Annotated in this window: 10 protein-coding genes (1 of these 10 running past the window's edge); 4 read left to right on the top strand and 6 right to left on the bottom strand. The window is 61.1% G+C overall.

The annotated features are described in order from the left end of the window. Positions 1-20: 20 nt before the first annotated feature. A complete protein-coding gene (locus BW686_RS03910) occupies positions 21-1,526 on the top strand; it encodes a putative bifunctional diguanylate cyclase/phosphodiesterase (protein WP_256898195.1) in 1,506 nt (501 codons plus the stop codon). A gap of 26 nt (positions 1,527-1,552) precedes the next feature. On the opposite strand, the gene BW686_RS27050 is transcribed toward BW686_RS03910, so the two are convergent. The 3 genes from BW686_RS27050 to BW686_RS03900 all read right to left on the bottom strand — a co-directional run bounded on the left by BW686_RS27050 (position 1,553) and on the right by BW686_RS03900 (position 3,808). After that, positions 1,553-2,179 carry a hypothetical protein gene (locus BW686_RS27050; RefSeq protein WP_256898128.1) on the bottom strand — a complete coding sequence of 209 codons (627 nt, stop codon included), beginning with the start codon at positions 2,177-2,179 and terminating at the stop codon, positions 1,553-1,555. Positions 2,180-2,189: 10 nt separating this feature from the next. Further along, on the bottom strand, positions 2,190-2,603 hold the full coding sequence (locus BW686_RS27045) for an NAD-dependent epimerase/dehydratase family protein (RefSeq protein ID WP_256898127.1): 414 nt from the start codon (positions 2,601-2,603) through the stop codon (positions 2,190-2,192). 137 nt (positions 2,604-2,740) lie between these two features. Beyond that, positions 2,741-3,808 (bottom strand): AraC family transcriptional regulator, encoded by a 1,068-nt coding sequence (locus BW686_RS03900; RefSeq protein WP_084914388.1) that lies wholly within the window; start codon positions 3,806-3,808, stop codon positions 2,741-2,743. Positions 3,809-4,022: 214 nt separating this feature from the next. Here BW686_RS03900 and BW686_RS03895 point away from each other — a divergent pair, with 214 nt between their 5' ends. The 3 genes from BW686_RS03895 to BW686_RS03885 all read left to right on the top strand — a co-directional run bounded on the left by BW686_RS03895 (position 4,023) and on the right by BW686_RS03885 (position 7,439). Beyond that, the gene (locus BW686_RS03895) at positions 4,023-5,432 is read left to right on the top strand and encodes a flavin-containing monooxygenase (protein WP_084914386.1); all 1,410 of its coding nucleotides are present in this window, start codon (positions 4,023-4,025) and stop codon (positions 5,430-5,432) included. Further along, entirely contained in the window at positions 5,429-6,277 is an 849-nt protein-coding gene (locus BW686_RS03890; RefSeq protein ID WP_084914383.1) for an SDR family NAD(P)-dependent oxidoreductase, read from the top strand. The genes BW686_RS03895 and BW686_RS03890 overlap by 4 nt, the downstream gene beginning before the upstream one ends. A 139-nt stretch (positions 6,278-6,416) precedes the next feature. Next, positions 6,417-7,439 carry a zinc-dependent alcohol dehydrogenase family protein gene (locus BW686_RS03885; protein ID WP_084914381.1) on the top strand — a complete coding sequence of 341 codons (1,023 nt, stop codon included), beginning with the start codon at positions 6,417-6,419 and terminating at the stop codon, positions 7,437-7,439. A 317-nt stretch (positions 7,440-7,756) separates the two neighbouring features. On the opposite strand, the gene BW686_RS03880 is transcribed toward BW686_RS03885, so the two are convergent. The 3 genes from BW686_RS03880 to BW686_RS03870 form a co-directional block, all read right to left on the bottom strand. Then, entirely contained in the window at positions 7,757-8,881 is a 1,125-nt protein-coding gene (locus tag BW686_RS03880; protein ID WP_084914378.1) for a metallophosphoesterase, read from the bottom strand. Between the two features lie 254 nt (positions 8,882-9,135). Next, positions 9,136-22,752, bottom strand: coding sequence for an amino acid adenylation domain-containing protein (locus BW686_RS03875; RefSeq protein ID WP_444860433.1), 13,617 nt, complete (start codon positions 22,750-22,752; stop codon positions 9,136-9,138). After that, positions 22,745-26,892, bottom strand: the 3' end of a protein-coding gene (locus tag BW686_RS03870; protein ID WP_084914372.1) for a non-ribosomal peptide synthetase. Its footprint extends 12,025 nt past the window's final position; only the last 4,148 of its 16,173 coding nucleotides appear in the window; the start codon falls outside the window, past its right edge; its stop codon occupies positions 22,745-22,747. The genes BW686_RS03875 and BW686_RS03870 overlap by 8 nt, the downstream gene beginning before the upstream one ends.

Here is a 26,892-nt window from a genome sequence, read left to right as displayed (position 1 = left end):
TCAAGCTTGAATCCTTCGCCATGTACGTCTTGGATTTACCTTATGACGCGGACTTCGAAAACGCTGAGCGTTGGCGTTTTGTATTGACGTCGACCGCGTTTGCGCTGCTGTTGATGATCGTGCCGCTCATACTGTTGACACGCCTGATGCAACGGCTGCAAGGCAGCTACAACGATTTGCTGGCGGCACAGGCGCTCAGCGACTCTTTGGCACGCCACGATCCACTGTCTGGCCTGCTCAATCGCCGTGTATTTCACGATCAACTGGTTGTTCGCTTGCAGCAAACTTCTATGCAGACGGCTGTCTTCCTGATCGACCTGGATAAATTCAAACTGATCAACGATACCCACGGGCATGCGGTGGGAGATGCGGCCATATGCGCCGTTGCGGAAAGCCTGCGAGAGGCGACTGCAGGCTTGCAGGCTTCGGTGGCGCGGCTGGGCGGTGACGAGTTTGGCCTGGCGGTCAGCGGTGACTTCAATCATGCCGAGCTGGCCACACTGGCTGAAAGCGTGCTGGCAAAAATTGCAGCGTCCAACGCCGGTTTACCGCGTGTCACCCTCAGTGCGTCCCTGGGCGTTGCCGTTTTCCCATTGGACGGTTCCGATGCCGACATCCTGCTGCAACGTGCTGACAACGCCATGTACCGCGGTAAAAGCAGCGGCCGGGCCACGTTTCATTTCTACGAAGTCGGTTTTGAGCGTGAACAGCGCCTGCAGGAATTGTTCGCGCAGGAACTGAAGCACGCGATTGAAGAGAAACATATCCAGCCGTTCTATCAGCCTATCGTCAGTCTTCCCGATCAACGCCTCGCAGGGTTCGAACTGCTTGCGCGATGGTTGCACCCCGAGCGCGGTATCATCCTGCCGCTGGACTTCATACCGGTGGCGGAACAGCTAGGGCTGATCAAACAACTGACTGAATGTCTTCTGCTCCAGGCGTTTGAGCAAGCGCGCGACTGGCCCAGCGACTTCACGCTGTCGATCAATGTCACCTCGCTGATGATCGAAAGCCTCGACTTCCCAGAATGGCTGGAGCACCTGGCCAGCGAAGGCAAATTTCCGCTGAACCGACTGGAAGTGGAAGTGACGGAAAATGCCCTTGTGGCCAACGTCGACAGCGCCCGCTTGAACCTGGAACGTCTGCGCGCGATGGGCGTGAGTGTCGCGCTGGACGATTTCGGTACAGGCTATTCAGGGCTTTATCACCTGACCAAACTGGCCATCGACAAAATCAAGATCGACAGGTCTTTTTTTGACACGTCCTTGGCTAATCAGAATGAAATGGTCAAGGCGATTCTTGCCTTGGGCAAGAGCTTGCGCATGAAAATCACCGCCGAAGGCGTGGAACACGAGCAACTGGCAGACTGGTTAACCGCTCATCAGTGCGATTTTGCTCAAGGCTACCTGTTTGGGCGGCCACTGCCGTTGGCCCAAGTGACAGCGCTGCTGGCAATGGGCGAGCGTAACGGACCGGTCAGGGCAACGGACCGGCCGAGCGAGGCGCCTGTAATGACCTACACGTAGCGATTTGAAACGTCGCGTAATGACGGCTACTTTTCAAGCTGGCGTTGCAACTCCCAACTGCGGTAGTGATCCGTCAGCGTTTCCTTGATGGATCGATACGTGATGCCCAGTTCTTCCACGCTGCGCCGGTTATCGACCACAAAACGAATGCTCAGGTGCTTGCTCAGATAATCCTGAGTAAGCCCGAAGAACGGGCCGATCATCCGCACGATGGCATTCGGGATCTGGTAACGCGGCAACAGCCAGGGGCGTCGATGCAGGCGCCGTACAATCCTCGCGATATCCACAAAAGACATCATCTGTTGTTCAGCGAGTATGTAACGCCCGCTAGCCCCAGCGTGATGTGCTGCATTGATGTGGGCTTTTGCCACGTCCCTGACATCGACCGTCGTCAGGCTCAGATCCGGCATGCCGTAAAAGAAGTAACCACGAAACATCTCATCCAGAAGGAACAGGCTGCCGGAGTCTGACGCCGGTGTAAGCGAGGGGCCGAGGATCATTCCCGGATTGATCGTGACCAAACGCCAGTGGTTCTGCGCCTCGCAGAGCCGCCACGCCTCTTTCTCCGCTTCTACCTTGGCGTAATGATAGGGATTGGATTCCAGGGTGCTACTGGTATTGAAGTAGTCCTCGGTCAAGGTCTTGTTCTTCATGTGCATGACATCAATGTAATCGCCAAAAAATGGCGCCGACCGTCGAGGTCATGATCACCCGCGTTACGCTCGGCGTTTTACCGACGCTCTGCAAGACATTCCGGGTGCCTTGCAGCGCAGGCTCCAGCATGTCACGGCGGCCGTCCTTGATTTTTTCGGGCAGCAGGAACGGCGATGCCACATGATGAACGACCGAGCAATCGCGCATGGGAAGATCGAAAGTGCCCTCTGCCAGCAAGTCGGCTTCAAATAAATGCAGACGGCCGGGGTATTGTTTCTGCAAGGTCAATAACGGGCGCACTTTCGCCGTATGCGCAAGATGGCGAACAGTGGTGTTCACTGTGCTGCCGTTAGCGAGCAGCTGCTGAATCAAGTGACAGGCCACAAAACCGCCACCCCCGGTCACAAGCACTCGATCTGTCATGACGGCCTATCTCTTGTTTGAGGTTTTATTGAGAGCAGCGCTACGTTAAACAACGGATGCCAGAACGATCAGGGGATGAGCGGACGTAAAAGGGGGCCTTGGCGGCCTTGCGGTGGTGTGCCGGCGAGTACCGCGTGTCAGGACGAAAAGGGCCGCTGGATGTCTTTGCGAAACTGCTGAATTTCGCGTCTTGCCTCCCGGGGCGTGACGCCGGTCCAGCGTTTGAAGGCTCGACGAAAATCACGAATATCACTGAAGCCGGTCTCGCTTGCCACGTCAATCAGCCTCGCTTCACGGTGACTCAGCAGCGACAACGCTCTGGCCCGGCGTTGGGCATCGATGACGCCCTGATAGGACTGTCCTGCGGCTTCCAGACGGCGTCGCAATGTGCGTTCGCCTATGTTGAGTTGTCTGGCCAGTTCGCTGAGCGACGGCGGTACGCAGAGACGTTTGCGTATTTCCCGCTGCACTGTTTCCACCAGGTCGGAAGTCCCTTTGTCTTCCCAGCTTGCGCTGTCCAGCAGCTCTGCCACTTCATGGGCCACAAAATCGTCGCGTGTCGCCAAGGGAATATCGAGCCACTGCGCCTCGAATTCGATGAGGTTATGAGCGGCGGCAAATATCACCGGGCAGCGAAATATTTCTTCATACCGACGCCCGTGTTCCGGCTCCGGGTATTCGAGTTCAACGCGGCTGGGCACCAGATCGTCGCGGCCAGTCAGGTGACGAACGATCGCCATGGCGCTGGCGAGCGCTTCTTCCAGATAGAAACCGATGACATCCGGGTCAAAGAATTGCGGCACGATGTACGTCAGGCAGCGGCCTTCATGCAGCTCCATGCGATGGCAGAGCAGGGCGCCGGCATGTTTCTGATAACGAACGGCCAGATCCAGCGCGTCGCCCAGCGTAGGACTGGCCTGCATGCCCAGCCCCACAATGCCCAAGGACACGGCCGTCTGGCGCTCGCCGACCGCCAGACCCAGCCCATTGTCACCCAGCAGCGTGATGGTCCGGCGCACCAACAGATTGCTTTGCCGATGAGACAAAAGGTAGCCGTGCCTTTTGAGGTCATCGGCGGCAAAACCCAGACCGCGGCATAGGCGCTCGGCATCGACACCCTGATCGGAGGCGTATTGCAGAAGCATGCGCGGTACTTGCGGCGGCGCCGACGCTTCTGAAAACAACGGGTCAGCAATGAGTTTCATGGTGAACCAGACCTTCTGAATAAGCCGTCCTTTGCGATCTTAGTTCGTCACAGCATGCCTGAAAAACCAGGTAAAACCCTTAGCCGTTCGATAAATGAACACGAGCGCCGGAGCCAGTCCGTCAGTGCCCCCTTTTACGTCCATTAAGCCCCTGCTTGCTCCTGCATCCCGTCGCTAACTTAGTGTTCTCGCTGTAGAACCCGAGGACTGTGAAGTGAGCAACGACAATAAGATCCATGATTGCGGCAACGCGGTATGCATTATCGGAAGCGGCCCTGGCGGGCTGTGCATGGCAAGGGCGCTTAAACGCCAGGGCCTTGATTACGAGCAGTTCGAACGGCACAGCGAGGTCGGCGGTGTCTGGGACATCAATAATCCCGGAACGCCTATGTACCAGTCGGCACATTTCATCTCGTCCCGTGACCAGTCGGGGTTTATCGACTACCCCATGCCGGCGCATTTTCCGGATTACCCGAGCAACGTGCAGATTTTCGAGTACGTCCGCTCCTTTGCGACGGCGTTCGACCTGTACGGCAAGATTCGTTTCAACACCGCCGTCGAAAACGTGGAAAAAGAACATGACGGACGCTGGCGGGTAACCCTGGCCAACGGTGAGCAACGTCGCTATCGCGCCGTGGTGTGTGCCACAGGTTGTAACTGGGACCCGAACATGCCTGAGGTGAAAGGCCGCTTCGAGGGCACCCTACGGCACTCGGTGACGTACAAGAGCGCTGAAGAGTTCAAGGGCAAGCGGGTCATGATCATCGGCGCGGGTAACTCCGGTGCAGATATTGCCTGCGACGCAGCCCGGCATGCAGACAAAGCCTTCATCAGCATGCGCCGTGGTTATCACTTCATTCCCAAGCATGTGTTCGGCATGCCGGTTGATGAGTTCGGAGAAAAGGGTCCGCAGTTACCTATATGGCTGACACGTCCGATTTTTCAGGTGATTCTGCGCATCATCAACGGTGACCTTCGACGCTTTGGTTTGCCGAGGCCAGACCACAAGCTGTTCGAAAGCCATCCGCTGCTCAATACCCAACTGCTGCACTATTTGCAGCACGGTGACATTCAGGTCAAACCGGATGTCTCGCACTACGAAGGCCATGAGGTGGTGTTCAAGGACGGCGCACGTGAACCGTTGGACCTGGTGCTCTATGCCACCGGCTATAAATGGAGTTGCAAGTACGCCGCGAAGTATTTCGAGTGGAAGGGCGGTCGCCCTCAACTGTACCTGTCGATTTTCAGTCGCGACCATCACAACCTGTTCGGCATCGGTTACGTGGAGACCAATTCGAGCGCTTACAAACTTTTTGATAATGAAGCCCATGCGGTGGCCTGTTACCTGCGTGATCAATTGCATCAAACGGCTCAGGCACGTCAATTCGATCAGTTGATTGCGGCGGACCATCCGGATCTTTCCGGCGGTATTCAGTTCGTCAACTCCCAGCGCCACGAGGTGTACCTGGAAGCGCACGCGCTGAAAAAATATTTACGCAAGCTGTTTCATGACCTGGGTTGGGCACCGGTTACAGAGGGGTATTACAGCAGTCTGCGCAAGGGGGCTGGTTATGCTGCTGCGCCAATGCAGCAGAGCGCCACGCTTCAGGAAGTGTGCTCATGAAAACCGTCGTCCTGATTACCGGTGCAGCAGGGGGCATAGGCCAGGCGATCTGTGCGCGACTGATCCATCGCGGGATGCAGCTGATATTGGCGGATATCGACGAGGCACGGGTTCATGCGCTGGCTGAAAGCCTTGGCGAAGATGCTTTTCCCTATGGCGTCGACCTGACCGATCAGGAAAGCCTGGCGGGTTTGATGGCGTACATCGAATCCGGATTCGGCCGACTTGACGTGCTGATCAACAACGCAGCCATTGCGGTGGTTGAAGCGTTTGATACCCGGTCAGTGGAAAGCATCAGTCGGGAACTCAATATCAACCTGATTGCACCGCTGATCCTGACTCGCCTTGCCATACCGCTGCTCAAACGCTCTGCCGACGCCAGAATCATCTCCACCGTATCCCTGGGGGGCGTATTCCCTACGCCGGAGTCGCCGATTTATTGCGCCAGCAAGTTCGGCCTGCGTGGGGCGATGCTCTCAATCGGCCTGGATCTGGCGAATAAAGGCATCAAGGTCGGCTCCATTCTGCCCACCGCAACCGACACCCGAATGCTGCGTCAGGAAGCAATCGACGGCGGCAATGCCTTGCAGTTCATCGCGCCGCCTCAGTCACCGGACGATGTCGCCCAGCAGGTTGTGCTGATGCTCGACAAACCTTGCCTGGAACGGTCTCCCAAGCCAAGCGAATCCTGGGCTTCCAGCCTGGCGATGCTGTTCCCCAATCTTTTGCCACGCACCACCCGGTTACTGCAGAAGCGCGGTGAAAAGGGCATGCAGAAATACATCGAGTCGCTCGGCGAGCGCGGGCTGGCGCATCAGGTGGAGGGGGTCTGGCGGTTGAAGTAGTCAGCGTCGTGTGGTCACTGCGTTCAAGGTCCATACGGTTCATCGACTTGCCGCTCAGCCCTGAGCAGGTATCGTGTACACGTTAATTTCAAAAAGTCGTCCTCAACGGGGCGACGATGACGGTACAAGGATCATGTTAATGAAAGCTTTTCAGATCGGATCGCAACAAGGCCTGGACGCGCTGACCCCGACCACTCGCCCCGAGCCGATTGCCGGGCCGGGAGAAGCCGTCGTGGCACCTCGCCTGGTGAGCCTCATAAGCCGGGACGTTCAAATCCTGCGAGGCGTATACGGTGCGCTGCAGGCGCCAGAGCGCATTCCCGTGTCCGAAGGTGTCGGTGAGGTGATCGCTGTCGGCGAGGGCGTCAGCCAGGTAAAACCGGGCGACCGGGTCATCTGCGGTCACTTCCCGAGCTGGCTGGACGGCGAATTCCGGACCAGCGTTTTCGCCCATGACGTCGGCGTAACCCACGACGGCTGGCTGGCTGAAAAAGTCGTATTGCCCGCCGCCGCCTTGATTCACGTGCCGGACTCGCTCGCCGACAAGGACGTTGCCGCGCTTGCATCGGCTGGCTTGACCGCCTGGAACGCCTTGATTGAGGTCTGCAAGGTCAAACCGGGCGAACTCGTCCTTTGCCTGGGCACAGGCGGGGTGGCCCTGGCGGCGTTGAAGCTCGCCAAACTCTACGGCGCACGCGTGGCCATCACCTCATCAAGTGACGAGAAACTGGAGATTGCCCGGCAGTTGGGTGCGGACATCACCGTCAATTACCGCAAGCACCCTGACTGGGCCGCGCAGATCATGGCGCTCAGCAATAACGCCGGAGCCGACATCATTCTCGAAACCGGAGGCCAGGACACGCTGGGCCAGTCCATCGCTGCCGCCGCGGTCAACGGGCGAATTGTCGTGATCGGTGTGACACCCGGCCAGCACTCGCCGATTCCCGACTACTTGTCCCTCATCATCAAGAACGTGACCATCCGGGGCATTGCCAATGGCAGCCGCAAAATGTTCATCGACCTGATTCGCGCAATTGAAGCGAACACGATCGAAACCGTGGTTGCCAGGACCTTCACGTTCGACGACGCACCCTCCGCCTACGCTTATTTCGCAGAGGCGGGCCACGTAGGCAAGGTGCTGATCGAGTTTGAACGAGGCTGAAGGCGGGGCGCAGATACCTGCGATATAGCGAAAGGCTTACACGCGCCGGGGTAGATCCACCCTGTACGGCCCCCTCGCAACGTAGCAATCTATAGCCATCAACCGTTGCGCAGGAAGTGCTTCGGAGATTAAGGACGATCACCATTGCCGGGATGGCTACCGACAGGATGTTGGAATGGTTTTGATAGAAAAACGACCCGCTTCGGCGGGTTTTTTTATGTGCGTGCATTTATAGGTTAACGAGCACGCCAGCGATGAACTCCCGTTCGGGTATCAGGCTGATCGCACTCGCCAATGGTTATTGGTTTATCCGGGCATTACGCGTCCGGCGCTCTTCGAAGCGTGATGCGTGTCAGTTCCGACGGTTTGCCAAGACGGATGGCGAACCCGGGCCAGAGTGCGGTGCCGTTGTTGACGTACAGTTGCATGCCGTCGACGTCATAAAGCCCCGACACGAATCCGCCGTTTGCCAGAGCGAGCAATCGGTGAAGGCCAAAGATCATTCCACCGTGAGTATGGCCGGAGAGTTGCAAGGCAACGCCTTTGGCCGCTGCGTCACGGGCGTTCCTGGGTTGATGGTCGAGCAAAATGATCGGCATGCCCGTTGCTATGCCCGATATCGCCTTTTGAACGTCTGGGGCGGGAAACCCTGTTTTCGGGGCCGTCACATCCGTGACGCCAGCCAGTGCTATCTGTGCGCCGTCACGCGTGATCAGCGTGTGGCTGTTCGCGAGCGGCACCATGCCCAACGAAACGAAGTGCTGCATCCACGCTGTATTGTCAAAGAAATACTCGTGGTTACCGGGTATGACATAAACGCCGTCCGGCGCACGCAGATCGCGTAAGGCATCGATGTCCTGCTTCCGGTCGCTGAGTGAACCATCGATCAGGTCACCCGTAATAACGATCAGATCGACCCCCAGGGCATTGGATTCTTTCACCACCGCCTGCGTCCACGGTGCATCAAACAGGCGACTGATGTGCATATCCGTCAGCTGCAAGACCTTATAACCCTCGAAGGACGGAGGCAGGTTTTTGACTGCAATCTCGATATCCTTCACGGGCGGTACGCGCATGGCCTGCTGAACACCGATTGCAGCAAGCAAGAGTGCCGCGATGCCGATGCTGTAACGCAACTTCGCTGGAACGGTCAGCCATCGCCGCCGAATCAACATCGTCAGCACGGTGCCCAGATCGACAATGATTTGCAGCACGGCAAGCAACAGGATCGCGCCAAACGCCCAATTGAAGAGCATCACGATACCGCGAGGAAACTCCGGCGAGAACACGCTGCCAGAGGAAAACCGGCAATACAGATGATATTGCGAGGCGAGGACAAGCAGCCCGGCGACGGCCATTCTAGCCGAGAGCGTCCACGGCATTGGCCACAGATAGCGCACGATGACGTACAGGCAAGGCAGGCTGAACATGACATGGAACATCAATTGAGTCCCTTGGTCATGACGGCTTGCTGATCCACGGTTCCGTTGTTCGGGACTTGTTGTCGTGCGTGCTTACCCGATTGCCTGTCATGCATTAGCCATGTCTCTCAGTAGATAGCGAGATGCGATCACGCCATATAAAGACCAGACTCACAAGGTAAAACATATCTCGATACAGTTGTTTGGGATACGCAATGCCCGCAGCCTCATGACAGGCAACCCGCCATGAGGCCGGTTGCCTGTCGTCGGTTGCGTTACAGCCCCTTCAATGCCTGCGAAATGGCGTCTCCCAGTGCGCCGGCAAACGGGGATTGAACAAGGGTGTTGTGATCACCCGCCAGTGCCGTCACGTGCAGGCGCTCCCCTTGCAACTCGGTCCAGCCCAGTGTGGCCTCGTTGCGTGGCTGGTCCTTGGCGGTGAACAGCGACACCGTGACGGGTGTGACCGGGCTGACGTAGGCATCCACTGCCTGCCGGATGGCGTAGGCGACTTTCAGGTGGGTGCGTAGCGTCATCGAATCGAGATCCTGGCCCAGCTCTTGCGGCAGCAGTCGATTGGCCAGACACACGTCCAGCATGGACTCGATCCGGTTGTCGGCCGCCAGCGTCTCCAGCGATGCCTTCAGGTCCGGGGCGAGTGCGTCCGGCAGCCACTCCAGCAGAAATTGCGCTTCGCTGAGAGGCTCGACGCCAGGCGCTACCCGTTGAACCGACGTGTCGATAATCCCGAGGAACTCTACGGATTCGCCCTGAGCAATGGCTTGATGGGCCATTTCATGGGCGATCAGGCCGCCCGCCGACCAGCCTGCGATCCGGTAAGGACCTTGCGGTTGCACGTCACGAATAGCCTTCAGGTACTGGGCCGCGAGGTCAGGCACGGTATTCGGGGTCTTTTCGCCCGCGACAAAGCCGCTGGCGGCCAGCCCGTAAACCGGCACGTCGGTGTCCAGTGATGACGCCAGGTTTCTTGCGTATTGCACCTCGCCACCCAACGGGTGGACCAGGAACAACGGACGCTGACGCCCGCTGCGGCGCACCGGAACCAGATTGCTCTGCGCCTGGGGCCGGGACTGCAAGTCCAGCGTCCGGGCAAAGCCGGCAACGGTCGGCTCGACGAACAGATCGCGGACCGCAATGGGCTTGCCCAGCGCCTTGCGCAGCCTGGAGGCCATCTGCACGGCCATGAGCGATATACCACCGAGTTTGAAGAAATCATCGTGACGACTGATCTGCTCGGTCTTGAACAGCTCTTGCCAAAGCCGCGCTATCGCCAGTTCGGTATCACCCTGAGGCGCTTCATAAGGCAGTGGCGCTTGGTCTTCAACCTGCGCGACCGTCTGCTGATAAGGTGCCGAGACCGAGCGAACCAGCGGCGGCAACTGCGCCAGCAGTTCACGGACCGGCTGCTGTGCGTCGGCCACCAGATGCTGCAGGTTGAGGGTGAACAGCTCCAGAATGCTCTCAACCGTGGCGAGGTCGAACAGGTCACTGGCGTATTGCAGACTGCCGAACAGGGTGCCGCGATCCTCGGTCAACGACAGCGACAGATCGAACTGGGTCGTATGGTGAGCGCTTTCCAGCGCTTCGATGTCCAGGCCCGGCAGGGTCAGGGGGGCGTCCGGGGTGTTATTCAGGCTGAGCATGACCTGAAACAACGGGCTGTGACTCATGCTCCGGGTAGGTTGAAGGGTGCTGACCACCTGTTCGAACGGCAAGTCCTGGTGATTGAACGCCGCAAGGGTCAGGTCTTTGATATTGACCAGCAGCCGGGCAATGCTCGCTTCCTGTTCACTGTTGATGCGCAACGCCAGTGTGTTGGCGAAGAAGCCGATCAGAGGCTCCAGTTCCGTACGCTGCCGATTGGCAACAGGCGTGCCCACGACCACATCGTTCTGCCCGCTGAGGTAAGTCATGAGGCTCGACCAGCCGGCGAGCAGGGTCATGAACAGGGTTGCGCCCTGAGCCTGGCTGAACGCTCGCAGTTGCTCGCTCAAACCGTCCGGTAGCGAGAAGTCGACAATGCCGCCAGCGTAGCTCTGCACCTCTGGACGAGGTCGATCCAGCGGCAGGTTCAGCAGCGTCGGTGCGCCCTGCAAATGGCTGCGCCAGAATTCGGTTTGCGCTTCAAGTGCCGCGCCTTGCAACCACTGCCGCTGCCACACGGCGTAATCCGCGTATTGCAGCGGCAACGCTGGCAACGGATCTTTTTCGCCCTGGCTGTAGGCACCGTAGAGCACCGTCAGCTCGTGGGCCAGAACACTGTTGGACCACCCATCCGAGATAATGTGATGCAGCGTGATGAACAGCACGTGCTCGGTATCACTTACATGGACCAGAGCGCCCCTGACCAGAGGCCCGCGATTGAGGTCGAACAGGGTGCTTGCGCAGGCTTCGCCCAACTGCTCGATGGCGGCCGGATGATCCTGTGCTGGCAGATCGCTCACATCGTGATGGGCCAGGCTGAAACGCGTGTCTGCCGGCGCGATTTTCTGCTCCGGTTGGCCGTCGTTCAGCGCGAATGAGGTGCGCAGGATTTCATGGCGCACCAGCAGGCGATCCAGGGCCGCCTGCAAGGCTTCACGGTCCAGCGCGCCTTTCAGGCGCAAGGCCACGGGCAAGTGGTAGGCCGCACCGGCTGCCGGGTCCAGGTGATCGAGGAACCACAGGCGTTGCTGCGAGAACGAAAGCGCAAGCTTGCCTTTGCGGTCGGCGAGGGGGATGGCCTGATTCTGCGCAGGCGACGCCGCATCCACCCGCGCAGCAAGGCCGCGCACGGTAGGTGCATCGAACAGCTCGCGCAGGGTGAGGCGCGTTCCAAGCTTGCGACGCAGACGTGACAGCAGTTGCACGGCCAGCAACGAGTGGCCGCCCAGCTCCAGGAAGCCGTCGTTACGACCGACTCGCTCGACATGCAGCAGGTTTTGCCAGATATCGGCGATGGCGATTTCCACCTCGCCCTGAGGCGCTTCATAGGCACGGCTGGCCAGCGCATCCTGACCCGGAGCGGGCAGGGCGCGGCGATCCAGCTTGCCGTTGGCGGTCAGCGGCATGGCGTCCAGTTGCACGAAAGCGCTGGGCACCATGTACTCGGGCAGCCGCTTGAGCAGTTGTTCCCGCAAGGCTTCGGCCGAGGTGGCGGCACCGCAGACATACGCCACCAGACGCGTGCTGCTCGCTTCGCCGGGGTTGTCCTCACGGGCAATGACCACGGCTTCACGCAGGCCGGGACAGGCCAGCAGCGCGTTTTCGATTTCTCCCAGTTCGATTCGGAAGCCACGAATCTTGACCTGGAAGTCATTGCGCCCTGCGTATTCCAGACGCCCGTCGGCCATCCAGCGGCCCAGGTCGCCGGTCTTGTACAGGCGTGCCTGAGGGTCACTGGAAAACGGGTTGACCACAAAACGTTCTGCGGTCAGTTGCGGGTTGTGCAGGTAACCACGGGCGACACCGGCACCCCCGATGTGGATTTCTCCGGTGACACCGACCGGCGCCGGCTGCCCGCGACGGTCCAGCACCAGCACCTGCATGTTGGCCAGCGGCCGACCGATACTCGGCCGCTCGCCCAAGTCGCGAATCAGCCCTAGCGTGGCGTCAACCGTGCATTCCGTAGGGCCATACATGTTGTAGAAGTGGATATCCGGGCATTGCTGCAAACGCTCCCAAGTGGCGGCATTGATCGCTTCGCCACCCAGCAGGACACTGACCGGCCGGTAGCTGCGGCGCTCCAGCAGCCCGGCCGCCAACAAGGCATCAAGCTGTGAGGGCGTCGAGTCGAAGGCATGCACTTGGTGGCGTTCGAGGAAATCCAGCAAGTCGCTGCCGCTGGCGCGGATCAGCGGCGGGATGATGACCAGTCGATGACCGAAGAACAGCTGCGCAATGCCCTTGATCGACATGTCGAAATAGAACCCGGCGTTGAGTGCCACAGTGGCCCCGGCCGGACACTGGCTGTGCGTGGTGCGCGCCATGACCTGACAGAAGTTGAACACCGAACGGTGCTCGACCATCACGCCTTTGGACTGCCCGGTGGAGCCTGAGGTGTAAATGATATAGGCCAGATGGTCGGCGCTCAGGCCCAGCGCTTCGGCGTCGAAGTTTTCGTCGTATTGCGGGTCCTGTTCGAACACCTCCGGTGGCTGCTCATCCAGCAGCAGCGTCGCCGGGCAGTACCGGGCGGCAGGCATGTGCGGGACGAGGGCGCGCTGGCAGAGCAGCAGTCGCGCTGCGCTGTTCTTGAGAATGAAGGCGATACGGTCGGTCGGATGATCAGGGTCGATCGGCACATACGCGCCGCCGGCCTTGAGCACGGCCAGCAGCCCTACGATCATGTCGCTGCCCCGTTCGGCGCAGATGGCCACGCACTGCTCGGGTTCCAGACCGTGCATCAGCAAGCGCTGAGCGAGTTGATTGGCTCGGCGGTTGAGCTGTGCGTAGGTCAGCGAGCGGTCGTCATGGACCAGTGCAATGGCGTCGGGACGTGCGCGGACCTGGTCTTCGAACAGCACATGCAGCGGCTTCGGCGTGCCAAAATCAGCCGTTGTCTGATTGAAGTCGCTCAGCACCTGCTGGCGCTCCGCAGGTGGCAGCACGTTGAGGCTGTCGGCACGACGCTCCGGGGCCTGTTCCAGCGCTGCGACCAACTCGGTAACTGCCTGGGCGAGGTAGTCTGCAATACGTTGCGGATCAATGCCGACAACGGTCTGGGAGGTTAGCGAAATGGCGCTGCCTTCGACCGCCACGGCGATCTCGATCGGGTAGTTGGTGTGGGTTTCGGAGGCCACGAACTCGATGCCGTCCCACTGTTCCATTTCATCGATACTGCTGCCGTCGGCTGTGACCATCTCGCCATGACGGCAGTTGAGAATGACCGTGAACAGCGGCATCGACGGGTCTACCGCGCTGCACCGCTGAGCCAAGGCCAAGGACGCCTGTTCATGGGTGAGCAACTCGCCCAACTGGCGATAGGCGTCCTGAACGATATCGCTGACGCTGGTCTCGTCCAGACGAATCCGCATCGGCAAGGTATTGATGAACATCCCCAGTGCCTTGTCAGCGCCGCTGGCACCTTGAGAGCGTCCCGACAGCACGGTGCCGAACACCACGTCGTCGCGGCCGCTGGTGGCGGCGACCACCAGCCCCCATGCGGCGTGAAACAGGACCGAATTGGGCACGCCGCGGGCCTTGGCCACGCGGTGGACCGCTGCACTGACGTCATCGCTCAGGTAGCGAACGGCCTTGGTGTTGCCGGCACCGTTGCCCTGGACATCCAGCACGCCGTAAGGCGCAGTGGTTTCATGGACATCACCGAGCAAGGTGCGGAAGTAGGCTTCATGTTCCTCGCGTGACACCGTTGCCGCCTGGGCAATGAAGTTGCGATAGGGGTGAGAAGGCGGCAGGCGATGGCCTTCGCCATGCACGATGGCATGAATCTCCGACATGATCAGGCGCAGCGTGACGTTATCGCTGATCAGGTGGTGATCCAGCATTGCCAGCAGCCATTGCTCGGAATGACGGTCCCAGGTCATGTACGCGGCAATCAGCGGAGCCTTTTGCAGGTCCAGACTCAGCACCTGGGTGTCGGTGTGTTCGTGCAGCATCTGCAAGGGATCGGCATGTCCGCTGCTGTCGATCAGTGTCACCGGCAGCACGGCCTTGCGCTGGACGATCTGCACCGGCGCCGGCAGGCCCGACCAACGCAAGGCTGTGCGCAGGATGTCGTGACGGTCGATCACGCTTTGCAGCGCCGTCAGAAACTCGTCCATGCGCTCGCGCTGTTTGAATTTCAGGACCGTGCGCATCAGGTAGGCATCGCCCTGACCTTGCAGCAAGTGGTGAAACAGAATGCCTTCCTGCAAGGACGAAAGCGGGTAGATGTCCTGCACATTGCTGACGCCGCCGGGAACCTCCGCAACGATCTGCTCGATTTCCGACGCGGTGAGTGTCACCAGCGGCAGCATTTCAGGGGTGATGTGCGTACAGTTTTCCGGAATCAGGTTGGGTGGAATGTGCGCGCCTTCCTGACTCAGGTCGGTGGACAGCAGGGCCGCCATCGCCTTGAGGGTTGGCGCCGCAAATACACTGCGCACATTCAACAGCATGCCGCCCTGACGCAGACGCTCGATCAGGCTGATGACCAGAAACGAGTGCCCGCCCAGTTCGAAGAAGTGATCGTCGCGACCCACCCGCTCGATACCCAGCAACTCTTGCCAGGCCTTCGCCAGCGACACCTCCATCTCGCCCTGTGGCGCCTGATACTCGCGGGTTGCCGTGGCCGAGCCGTCCGGTGCCGGCAATGCCTTGCGGTCCAGCTTGCCGTTGGTGGTCAAGGGCCATTGCGAGAGCGTCACAAAGGCGCCGGGGATCATATGCTCGGCCAGCACCTGGGCCAGCTCGGAACGCAGCGTCGCCGAGTCTGGCGACGCGTCCGGATGAGCAATCAGGTACGCCACCAGACGTTTGTCGCCCGGCGTGTCTTCGCGCACCATCACCAGCGCTTCACGCACCCCGGCGCAGGCCTGGAGACGCGCTTCTATCTCGCCCGGCTCTATGCGGAAGCCACGAATCTTGATCTGCGAATCGTTGCGCCCGACGTAGACGATTTCGCCGTCAGGGCGATAGCGGGCGACGTCGCCGGTGCAGTAGAGGCGCGCACCGGGAACGCTGCTGAACGGGTCGGCAATGAAGCGTTCGGCGTTCAGCTCGGGACGATTCAGGTAGTGACGAGCGACGCCGGCACCGCCGATATGAATTTCACCTTCCACGCCGACAGGCACCGGCTGCTGGTACTGATCCAGAATGCGCAGGCACAGGTCAGACAGGGGCTGACCGATCAGCCCGGTGTCACCGGCATCGATTTGAGCCTGACTGATGGCATGAAAGGTGGCATGGACGGTAATTTCGGTAATGCCGTACATATTGACCAGTCGCGTGGCAGACAGCGGTGTTTTCGATGTCCAGGGCCGCAGGGTGCGGACATCCAGCGCTTCGCCACCGAAAATCACTTCTTTCAGGCCATGCGCCTCATCACTGCGACCGGCGGCCTCGATGAACTGCCGGAAAGCACTCGGGGTCTGGTTCAGCACCGTGACCTGTTCACGGCACACCAACGCGTGGAAATCGTCTGGCGAGCGGGCCAGTTCGGTGGGCACGATCACCAGTCGGCCGCCGTAGCTCAAGGCACCCCAGATTTCCCAGACCGAGAAATCGAACGCGAAGGAGTGGAACAGCGTCCAGACGTCATTCGAATCGAACTGAAAATTGTCTGCTGTGGCGTCGAACAGCCGCGCCACGTTGCCGTGTTCGACCAGCACGCCTTTGGGCAATCCGGTGGAGCCTGATGTGTAAATCACGTAGGCGAGGTTCTGCGGTGTAAGTTCGACGCTCGGGTTCTGGTCGAAGGCCGCGTCCAGTGCGTCGTTCTGGCCTGCTGGCCCATCCGCATCGGAAAGCAGGTCTATGACCGGGATGTCTGGCTGACTGGCCAGCGCATCGAGGCATGCAGGCTGCGCCAGCAACGCGACGGGCTGGCTGTCTTGCAGCAGATAGGCAAGACGCGCTTGTGGGTAGGCCGGGTCCAGCGGCACATAGGCTGCCCCTGCTTTGAGCACGCCGATGACTGCGCACAGCATATCGACGCTGCGCTCGGCGAGAATACCCACTCGGTCATCCGGTGCAACATTGAGTGCCAGCAGTTGCCTGGCGATGCGGTTCGCCCGGCGGTTCAGCGTCTGATAACTGATGTGCTGATCGTCGAAGGCCAGCGCCGTGGCGGTCGGTTGTTGCGCTGCAAAGTGCTCGAAGCGCTGATGGATCAGCGTGTCCGTGGCAAAGCTGGCGACCGGCGGTTGCAGGGCCGGGTGTGCCTGCTGTTGGGCGGACGTCAGCAGCGGCAGGGCCATGACCGGTTGATCGGCTTGACTGACCAATGCCTCCAGTACCACCTGAAACGACTGGGCAAAACGCTCGACGGTCGAGCGGTCGAACAGGTCGGACGCGTACTGGATCACACCGCTCAGGGCTCCGTCGGCTTCGGCCAGCGAGAGCATCAGGTCAAACTGGGAGGTTTCCTGAATCTCGTGCAATGCCGAAAGCGTCAGCCCCGGCAGGTTCAGGGAACCGTCGTCCGGGGTGTTGTTGAGCGACAGGGCCACCTGGCACAGCGGGTTGTGGCTCAGCGAGCGGGGCGGTTGAAGCGCTTCGATGACATGCTCGAACGGCACTTCCTGGCGCTCATGCACGGCCAGCAACGTGTCCCTGACCTGCGCCAGCAACTGCGTCACGGTCGGACTGTCCTGAAGCTGCACACGCACCGGCAAGGTATTGACGAAGAACCCGATCAACGATTCGACCTGAGTGTGCCCACGGTTGGCACTGGGCACGCCGATGACCACATCGCGCTCGTTGCCAAGCCGTGCCATCAGCACCGACCAGGCACCGAGCAAGACCATGAACAGCGTGACGTCGTGCTGTTTGCAGCACTGTTCCACTTTGGCGAGCAGTTGCGGGCTCAGCTCGACAGGCACATCACCGCCCCGGTAGCTTTGCAGCGGCGGGCGCGGCCTGTCGGTGGGCAGCGTCAACAGTGTCGGAGCGCCCGTCAGGTGCATGCGCCATTGATCCAGCTGCCGGGCCAGATGCGGGCCGGACAGGGTCTGGCGCTGCCAGGCGGCGTAATCGGCGTACTGAATGGACAGCGGAGGCAAGGACGGCGCAGCCCCTTGGCTGAGCGCGGCATACAGTTCGGCAAATTCCCTGACCAGCACGCCCACGGACCAGCCATCGGAAATGATGTGGTGCTGGGTAATGTGCAGTCGGTAGTCGTCATCGGCCAGCCGCAGCAGACGCCCGCGAATCAGCGGACCTTTTTGCAGGTCGAACGGCGCCGCCACTTCGCTCTGGGCAATGCGCGCGGCGCTGGTCTGCGCCAGGTCGAAGGGCAGGGTGCGCAAGTCATGCTCGACCAGCGTAAACCCGCTGTCCTGGGGCGCAATCACCTGAACCGGCTGCTCGCCGAGGCGCTGAAAGGTGGTGCGCAGGCTTTCATGACGCGCCACCAGATGATCGAGTGCCTGTTTCAGGGCCTGAACGTCCAGATCGCCCTTCAACTGAAGCGATGCCGGCATGTGGTAGGCAATGCTGGCGTTGGGGTCCAGTTGATCGAGAAACCACAGGCGTTGTTGCGAGAACGACAGCACCAGCGGTGCATTTCGATCGGCCTGCGCGATGCTGGCGGTCTGCACCTGCTCCAGCGTACCGATGACTCTCGCCAGCTCTTCGACCGTGGGGTGGCTGAACAGCTCTCTGAGCATCAGTTCGCCGCCCAGCACCTGACGCACCCTTGAAACCAGCTGCGCGGCCAGTAGCGAGTGGCCGCCCAGTTCGAAGAAACCGTCACGACGTCCCACGCGTTCAACGCCCAGCAATTCGCTGAAAATCTGTGCCAGAGCTTCTTCGACAGGGCCTTGCGGCGCTTCATAGTCGTGCCCGGCCATGGCGTCTGTGCCGGGTGCCGGAAGCGCATCCTGATCCAGTTTGCCGTTGCCGGTCAGCGGGTAGGCATTCAGGCTGACAAAGGCGCTGGGCACCATGTAGTCGGGCAGTGTGGCGCCCAGTTGTTTACGCAGGTGCGCCACTTCGATGACCGCACCTGACTCCGGGATCAGGTAAGCGATCAGGCGTTTGCCCTGATGCGCGTCGTCACGGGCCAGCACGCGGACCTCATGTACGCCTTCGCACGCCAGCAGTTTGGCCTCGATCTCGCCCAGTTCGATACGGAATCCACGGATTTTGACCTGTGCATCCATTCGACCCAGATGCACGATCTCGCCGTTGCTCAATAACTTGCCCAGGTCGCCGGAACGGTACAACTGACCCCCCTGACGCAGTGGATCGGCGATGAAGCGCTCCGCCGTCAGTTCAGGACGGTTCAGGTAGCCCCGTCCCACACCCAGCCCGCCCACGCAGATTTCCCCCGGCACGCCCACCGGCAGCAAACGCTGACGAGCGTCCATGATGTAGGTCACGGTGGTGGGGATGGGGCGTCCGACGTTGGATATGCCAGCGTCGATGTCGACTTTGGTCAGGTGTTTCCAGGTCACGTGGACGCAGGTTTCGGTAATGCCATACATGTTGACCAGCGCCACCTCGGGGAAGGCGTTGTGGAACGCGGCCAGTCGCCCCGGTTCGAGGCTTTCGCCACCGAAAATCACGTATTTCAACGCACCCGCTGTGGTCCCGGCACGGGAGACGGCGGTATCGGCCAGCGGCAGGAAGGCCGACGGTGTCTGGTTGAGGACGGTGACCTGCTCGCGCTCCAGGAAGTCGAGAAACAGCGCGGGATCGCGGCGCTCGGCGTCAGGCACCAGGGTCAGGCGTGCGCCATGCAGCAGCGCGCCAAACATTTCCCAGACCGAGAAGTCGAACGCGTTGGAGTGGAACAGCGTCCACACGTCATCCGGCCCGAATGCAAACGGGGTGCGGCTGTTGTGCAACAGGCGAACCACGTTGCGGTGCTCCAGCAGCGTACCTTTCGGCTGCCCGGTGGAGCCGGAGGTGTAAATCACGTAGCACAGGTGGTCAGGGTGCGTGAGGTTGTCCGGGTTCTGCGGCGCATCATCGCTTGGCGTGACCGGGTCGAAAATAGCGACGGCGCTGTCGGCGATCTGTTCGGCAAATGGCGCGCGGGTAATCACCTTGCGCGCGCCGCTGTCGCTCAACACGTAGGCGATACGTTCTGCGGGCGAGGACGGGTCGATCGGCACATATGCCGCACCGGCCTTGAGCACGGCGAGGGTGCTGACGATCATGTCCAGCGAACGGTCCAGCAGGATCGCGATCAATTCTTGCGGCGCGACACCTGCAGCGCGCAAGCGATGTGCAAGCTGGTTGGCGCGACGGTTGAGTTCCTGATAGGTCAGGCTGCCCGATTCGCTGTTGACCGCAATCCGGTCCGGTGTGGCCTGTACCTGATTCTCGAACAGGTGTTGCAGCGTTGCGTTTTCCGGGTAAGCCGCTTCGGTGTCGTTCCAGTCGAGGGTCTGAACACGTTGCTCTTCTTCGCTCAGCAGCGCGACGTCGTCCACTCGCTGTTCCGGGGCGTCGGCGAACGCCTCGAGCAGGCGCAGGTAATGCTGCATCAGCTGGGCGATAAAGCTTTCATCGAACATATCGGCGTTATAGGTCATGTGACCTTGCCATTGACGTTCGCCCGCGGCCATCAACAGGTGCAAGTCGTTCTTGCCATAGCCCAGGTTGGTTTCCAGCGTGCGCACGGTCAGGTCGGCGACGTTCACGGAAGTGTCCTGAACGCGCTCGAAATTGAACAGCACATCAAACAGGGCGGTGCGGCTCATGTCCTTGGCGGGGTTGAGCGCCAGCACCAACTGGTCGAACTGCATGAAGCGATGTTTGTAAGCCTGCGCCAGTCGGCCTGCGGTCTGTGCCAGTAACGCCTGCAGCGACGTTGCCTCGTCACAGGCACCGCGCAGCACCAGCAGGTTGCTCACCGGCCCGACAATGTCTTGCAGTTCAGGCGCTTCACGGCAGGCTGCGGCGGTGCCGACCACCAGTTCCTCATGCCCGGTGTAGCGACGCAGCAGGGCCATGAACGCGCTCAATGCCAGCCCTTCGCCGGTAATGCCGGCACGCCGGGCCGCCTGCTCGATCCGTTGAACCTGTTGCTCGGTAAGGGCAAACGAATGGGTGGCTGGCGTGAACACGTGAACCGCCGCACGAGGGCGGTTCAGCGGCATTTCCATAGGTTGCAGCTTGCCGCGCAACTGGTAGGCCCAGAATGAGCGCAATGTTTCCCGTGCGGCAGCGGGCAATTGACGTTGCCATTGCGCGAAGTCGCGGTAAGCCACCGTCAGTTCCGGAAGCTGCGGCGGACGAGCCTGGCAGGCCGCTTCATACAGCTCCAGCAGATCGCGTCGGATGAGCTGCATCGAAGCGCGGTCGGCCAGCAAGTGGTGAACGGTAATGGCCAGCACGGCGTCCTGGCTGTCATCCTGCACCAGCGTTGCCCTGATCAGACTGCCACCGTCCATAGGCAGTGGCTGGCGGGCATCTTCCAGCGCCACGGCGGTGCGTTGGCCAGCGGCTGCGCGCAACAGATTCAGGGGCCACTCGGCAGCTGGTTCGAAACGTTGCCAGGCACGAGCGCCATCGCTCAACACCCGGCAGCGAAGGATTTCATGACGCACCAGCAGGCCGTCAAGTGCGGTCTGCAATGCCTGCTGATCAATTTTCCCGCTGAGTTCCAGCAACAGCGGCACGTTGTGATAGATCGGGTTGGCGTCGTACAGGTAACCGGTTTCAAAGGTGTCGACGAACCAGATACGCTCCTGGTGGAAGGACAGCGGTGTATCAACAGGATGTTGCTCTACCGGCTGCACCGCAGGCAGTGCAAGGCCGGGGTCCAGGTCAAGCTCGCCGATCCGGGTTTGCGGTGCGTCGGTGAAATGCCGCAGCACGCGCTCGAAGCGCTGGGCAAGCCGCTCGATGGTCGAGGTGTCGAACAGCGCGGTGGAATAAGACAGGCTGCACACCAGTTGCTCGTCGTTGTCACCGATATGCAGCGACAGGTCGTGCTGGGTGTCTTCCTGGCGTGATGACAGAAACTCCAGGGCCAGGCCCGGCAACTGAAGTGCCTCGGCATCGCCACCGGCGTTGGTGTAGAGCATGGTCTGAAAGACCGGACTGTGGCTGGCGCTGCGTGGCGGCTTGAGGGCTTCGACCACCAGGTCGAAGGGCGTGTCCTGATAGCGTGAAGACTCCAGCATCAGGTTGCGCACCTGAGCCATGACCTCATCCAGCGTCGGGTCGGCGTCGAGCCTGACGCGCAAGGCCAGGGTGTTGGCGAAGAAGCCGATCAGTGCCTGCACGTCTTGCCTGTCACGGTTCGCGGCCACGGTGCCGATCACCACGTCCTGCTGACCACTGATGCGCGTCAACAACACGGCCCAGGCGGCCATCAGGGTCATGAACGGGGTGGCTGCCCGCAACCGGGCGAACGTCGAGATGGCCCGGGACAGATCCAGGGGCAGGCTGAACGTCAGGGTGCTGCCTTCGTAACTCTGTACGGGCGGACGAGGCCTGTCGGTCGGCATGTTCAGCAGTGCAGGGGCGCCGCTCAGATGGTCACGCCAGAATTCGATGTGTGGCGTCAGTCGCTCACCGTCCATGCGCTGACGCTGCCAGGCGGCATAGTCGGCGTACTGGACCGGCAGGGGCGGCAATGGATTCGGCTGAAGTTCGACATGGGCCTGATACAGCGCCGAAAACTCCTTGACCAGCACTTCGATGGACCAACCGTCGGAGATGATGTGATGCTGGGTGATCAACAGCAGGTGTTCTTCATCGCCCAACTGCAACATGCGGCCACGTATCAGCGGTCCTTTGAGCAGGTCGAACGGGGCGGCCGCTTCGGCGTCGCTGATCCGGGTGGCGCTCAATCGGGCCTGTTCCGGCGAAAGCGCGCGCAGGTCTTCCTCGATCAGTGCAAAACCGCAGTCCGCCGGGGCAATGACCTGCACCGGCTGTTCGCCGTGGCGTTCGAAGGTGGTGCGCAGGCTTTCGTGCCTGGCCACCAGTTGATCGAGTGCGGCCTGCAATGCGGGCTTGTTCAGCTCGCCTGTGAGGCGTAGCGCAGCAGGAATGTGGTAGGCCGCGCTGGCAGTCGGGTCCAGTTGATCGAGAAACCACAGCCGCTGCTGCGAGAACGACAACGGTAGCGGGGCGCTGCGATCCGCCGGTTCGATCACATCGAGCGGAGCCTGCTCGGCCTTCGCTGCGCCACGCTGTTGGAGGAGGCGCAGCAGGGCGGCGCGTTTGAGCTGTTCGAGGCTAACGTTACGGTCGTTCAATTCAGGCATCCTTAGAGACAATAGCGAGCAAATCGCTTTCCGAGAGCGAAGCCAGTTCCTGTTCGAGCGCGAGCAGGTCGTCGGCGTCGTACAGCGCCAGTTGCAAGGTGTTGATGTGGTCGGCCAGGGCCATCAGCGAGTTCTGCTCGAAGAGGGACCTGAGAGGAATGTCCACCCCGGTCTCCTCGCGGATACGCAGGGTCAGTTGCACGGCGGTCAGTGAATGCCCGCCCAGTTCGAAGAACGAGTCGTTGCGGCCGACGCGCTCGAGGCCCAGCAGGTCAGCCCAGAGGCTGGCCAGCAGTTGCTCGGTCTCGCCGCTCGGCGCTTCGAAGGCGCGTTGCGCAAACGCCTGCTGATCCGGAGCCGGTAGCTGTTTGCGGTCGAGCTTGCCGTTGGGGGTGAGCGGCATCGCGTCGATGATCACGAAGGCCCCAGGCAACATGTATTCAGCCAGTAACGGCGTCAGTTCTTCGCGCAAGGCGAGGGCATTGAGCGAATGGCCCGTCTGCGGCACGACATACGCCACCAGTCGTTTTTCGCCGGGGACGTCTTCGCGGGCGATCACAGCGGCTTCCTTGACGCCGGTGCAGTTGCTCAGGCGGGACTCGATTTCTCCCAGCTCGATCCGGAAACCCCGGACCTTGACCTGGAAGTCATTGCGCCCCATGAACTCAAGGCTGCCATCAGCCCGATAACGGGCCAGATCGCCGGTCTTGTACAGGCGCGCATCCGCTTCGTCGCTGAACGGGTCATCGAGGAACCGCTCGGCGTTGACGGCGTCCAGGTTCAGGTAACCGCGCGCGACCCCGTGACCCCCGATGTACATTTCGCCCGCGACCCCGAACGGCACGGGCCGCAGGTGGCTGTCCAGCAGGTAGATACGCGTGTTGGCCATCGGCTTGCCGATGGTCACGGTAGCGCTGCCCTGCGGATCGTCAGGCAGGTCACCGACATAAGCCGCCGTACAGGAAACCGTGGTTTCGGTCGGTCCGTAAGTGTTGACCAGTCGGGTGTGACCCGGACGCACTTGCGCCCACTGTTCAAGCTTCTGTGCCGACAGGGCGTCCCCGGTCACGTTGATCAGGCGCACGCTGCTCAGGCAATTGCTCGCTCGCTCAGGCTGCTGATGCCAGCTGCCGACCAGGCTGTGCCAGTGCGCGGAGGTCATGTGCAGCACCGAAGGCCTGGTGTCGACCGCCAGCCCCTCGACGCCGAAGATGGCCTGTGTCGTCAGCAGCGTCGCGCCCGCCAGCAGGGCCGGGAAGATCTCTTCGACCGACAGGTCGAAGTTTGGCGAGTTCTGTTGCAGCACCACGTCTCCAGGCGCCAGCCCGAACAGACGTGCAGCGTCCAGGCTGTAATTGACCAGGCTGCGGTGTTCGATCATCACGCCTTTCGGCTTCCCGGTGGAACCGGAGGTGTAGATCACGTAGGCAAGGTTCGTCGAATCGAGCCCCAGCGCCGCGCTGTCCGGGTTCTGATCCGCTTGCGCCAGTGTGTCGTCAGCGGCGGCGACATCGATCAGCAAGACCGGAATCGGCAGTGCCGGCAACGACTCAGGCAGATCACCCTGGCTGAGCAACACTTTCGGTGCGCTGTCGATGAGCATGTGTTGCAGACGCTCGGCCGGGTAGTTGGGGTCAAGCGGCACGTAGGCACCGCCAGCCTTGAGAATGGCCAGCATGCCGATGAGCAACTCCGGTCCACGCTCGGTCAGCAGGGCGACCCGATCATTGGCCTGAATGCCCAGTGCCAGCAGTTGATGCGCGACCCGATTGGCCTGGCGATTGAGTTCCAGGTAAGTCAGGTTCAGACCTTCGGACTGCACGGCAAGTGTTTCAGGCTGTTGCTGTACCTGTGCTTCGAAAAGCTGATGGATCAGCGTGTCCTGCGGGTACGGTGTCCGGGTCTGGTTAAGGTCGACCAGAACACGCTGGCGCTCGTCATCCGTCAACAGATCAAAGGTCGCGACGGCTGTGTCCGGGCTGTCAGCCAGCGCCGATGTCAGCAGGTCCAGCGCCTGCCGGGTCATGGCCGCGATGCGTGGGGCGTCCATGACCGGCACGCTCTGAATGGCGAGGACCATGTGCTCGGGATAATCATCGACCGACAACGACAGCGGGTAGTTACCGTTGTCGGCGCTGGTCTGGATTCTGACGTCTGGCCAGGCTGCCAGTCCTTCGCCCGACTGGGTGTGTAGGCGGTAGTTGAGCAGGCTGGTGAACAGCGGCACGCTGCTGTCGATGCCACTGCAACGTTGCGCGGTGGTCAGCGGGGTCTGTTCGTGGCTCAGCAGTTCGCTCAGGTCGCGATGCGTTTCGGCGATCAGTGTCTGCGCGCTGTGTCCGGCCAGTTGCACGCGCACCGGCAGCGTATTGATGAACATGCCCACCGCGCTTTCGGACCCGCCCTGCAGACGACCGGAGACGACGGTGCCGAACACCACGTCGTCGCGGGATGTGCAGCGTGCCAGAACCATTGCCCATGCAGCGTGCAGGAGGGTGGCCGGGAGAACCGCCTGGCGCCTGGCGAGCGCGCGCAGTTGGCGGGTGAAAGCCTCATCGAGGACCAGACTGTGATTCTGGAAGTTGCTGCCGTCGTTCTGTACATCCAGTACGTCGAACGGCGAGGTGGGGCTTTCGACATCGGCCAGGCGACGCTGGAAGTACGCCTCATGTATCTCGATCGGGCTGGCCAGGGTTTGCGCCACGAAATCCCGGTACGGCTGAGGCGCCGGCAAGTCGGCCGCTTCGCCGTTGATGATCCGGTGGATCTCTTCGAGCACGATCATCAGGCTGATGTTGTCATTGATGATGTGGTGATCGAGCAAGGCCAGCAGCCAGGTCCCGGCCTCTGGATCATGGGTGACATGAGCGCGCAAGAGCGGTGCCTTGCCCAGGTCGATACGGTGCAGGGTCGGGTCGGTGCTGCGCTCCAGTTGCCCGCGGATGTCCGGTGCGCCGCTGAAGTCCAGAGTGTTCACGCTCAGACGGGCCTTGCGCTGCACCACCTGTACCGGTTGCGGCAGCCCGTTCCAGTACACGGAGGTGCGCAGGCTGTCGTGTCTGTCGATCACTTGCTGCAAGGCGCTCAGGAACGCGTCGAGCCTGGCGTGCTCCTTGAACTCGATGATCGTGCTGCCCAGATAGGCATCGCCCTGATGGTCCAGCAGGTGATGGAACAGAATCCCCTGTTGCAAAGGCACCAGCGGGTAGATGTCCTGAATATTGGCTGCGCCTCCCGGTACCTGATTGACGATACGGTCGATGTGCGACTGGCTGAGTTCCACCAGCGGCAGCAGGTCCGGGGTCAGTTCGGTGCAGTCAGCACCTATCAGGTTGGCAGGCGTTTCGAATTGCTGTTCATTGCCGTGCTTCAACGCGGCCGCCAGCTCGTGCAGGCTCGGCGCAGTGAACACCGTGCGCACATCGGCACTGAGGCCCAGATGACGCAGGCGCTCGATCAGCGTCACCGCCATCAGCGAGTGGCCGCCCAGTTCGAAGAAGCGGTCATGACGACCCACTTTCTCAAGCCCGAGCAGCTCTGCCCAGAGCGTCGCCAGTGCGATCTCGGTCTGCCCCTGCGGCGCTTCGTAGCGTCGGCTGGCGAAGGATTCGGGGCTGGGCGCCGGAAGTGCGCGGCGATCCAGCTTGCCGTTGGGGGTCAGGGGCAGGGCATCGAGCTGGACGAAGGCGCTGGGCACCATGAAGTCAGGCAGGCGCTCAAGTAAATGGGCGCGCAGTTGCTCGACACTGACCGGTTCGCCGCACAGGTAGGCCACCAGTCGCTGACCTTCCGTTTGCCCGGCGCTGTCATCTCTGGCCAGCACCACGGCCTGACGGACGCCCGGGCAGGCGGCGAGGGCGTTTTCGATTTCGCCCAGTTCGATGCGCAAGCCACGAATCTTGACCTGATCGTCATTGCGCCCAAGAAATTGCAGCGTGCCGTCCGGCAACCAGCGACCCAGATCGCCCGTGCGGTACATCCGCTGCCGGTCATTGCCGAACGGGCAGACCGGGAAGCGCTCGGCGCTCAGTTGCGGCTGATTGAGGTAGCCCCGGGCAACCCCGATGCCGGCAATGTACAGTTCACCGGAGACACCGATCGGTACAGGCTGGCGGTGGTTGTCCAGCACGTAGACACGCG

Origin of the sequence: Pseudomonas syringae, from assembly GCF_002157375.1 — a bacterium.
Classification (GTDB): Bacteria; Pseudomonadota; Gammaproteobacteria; order Pseudomonadales; family Pseudomonadaceae; genus Aquipseudomonas; species Aquipseudomonas syringae_T.
Note: the sequence above shows the minus strand (reverse complement) of the source record. Positions and strands in the feature narration are given on the sequence as shown.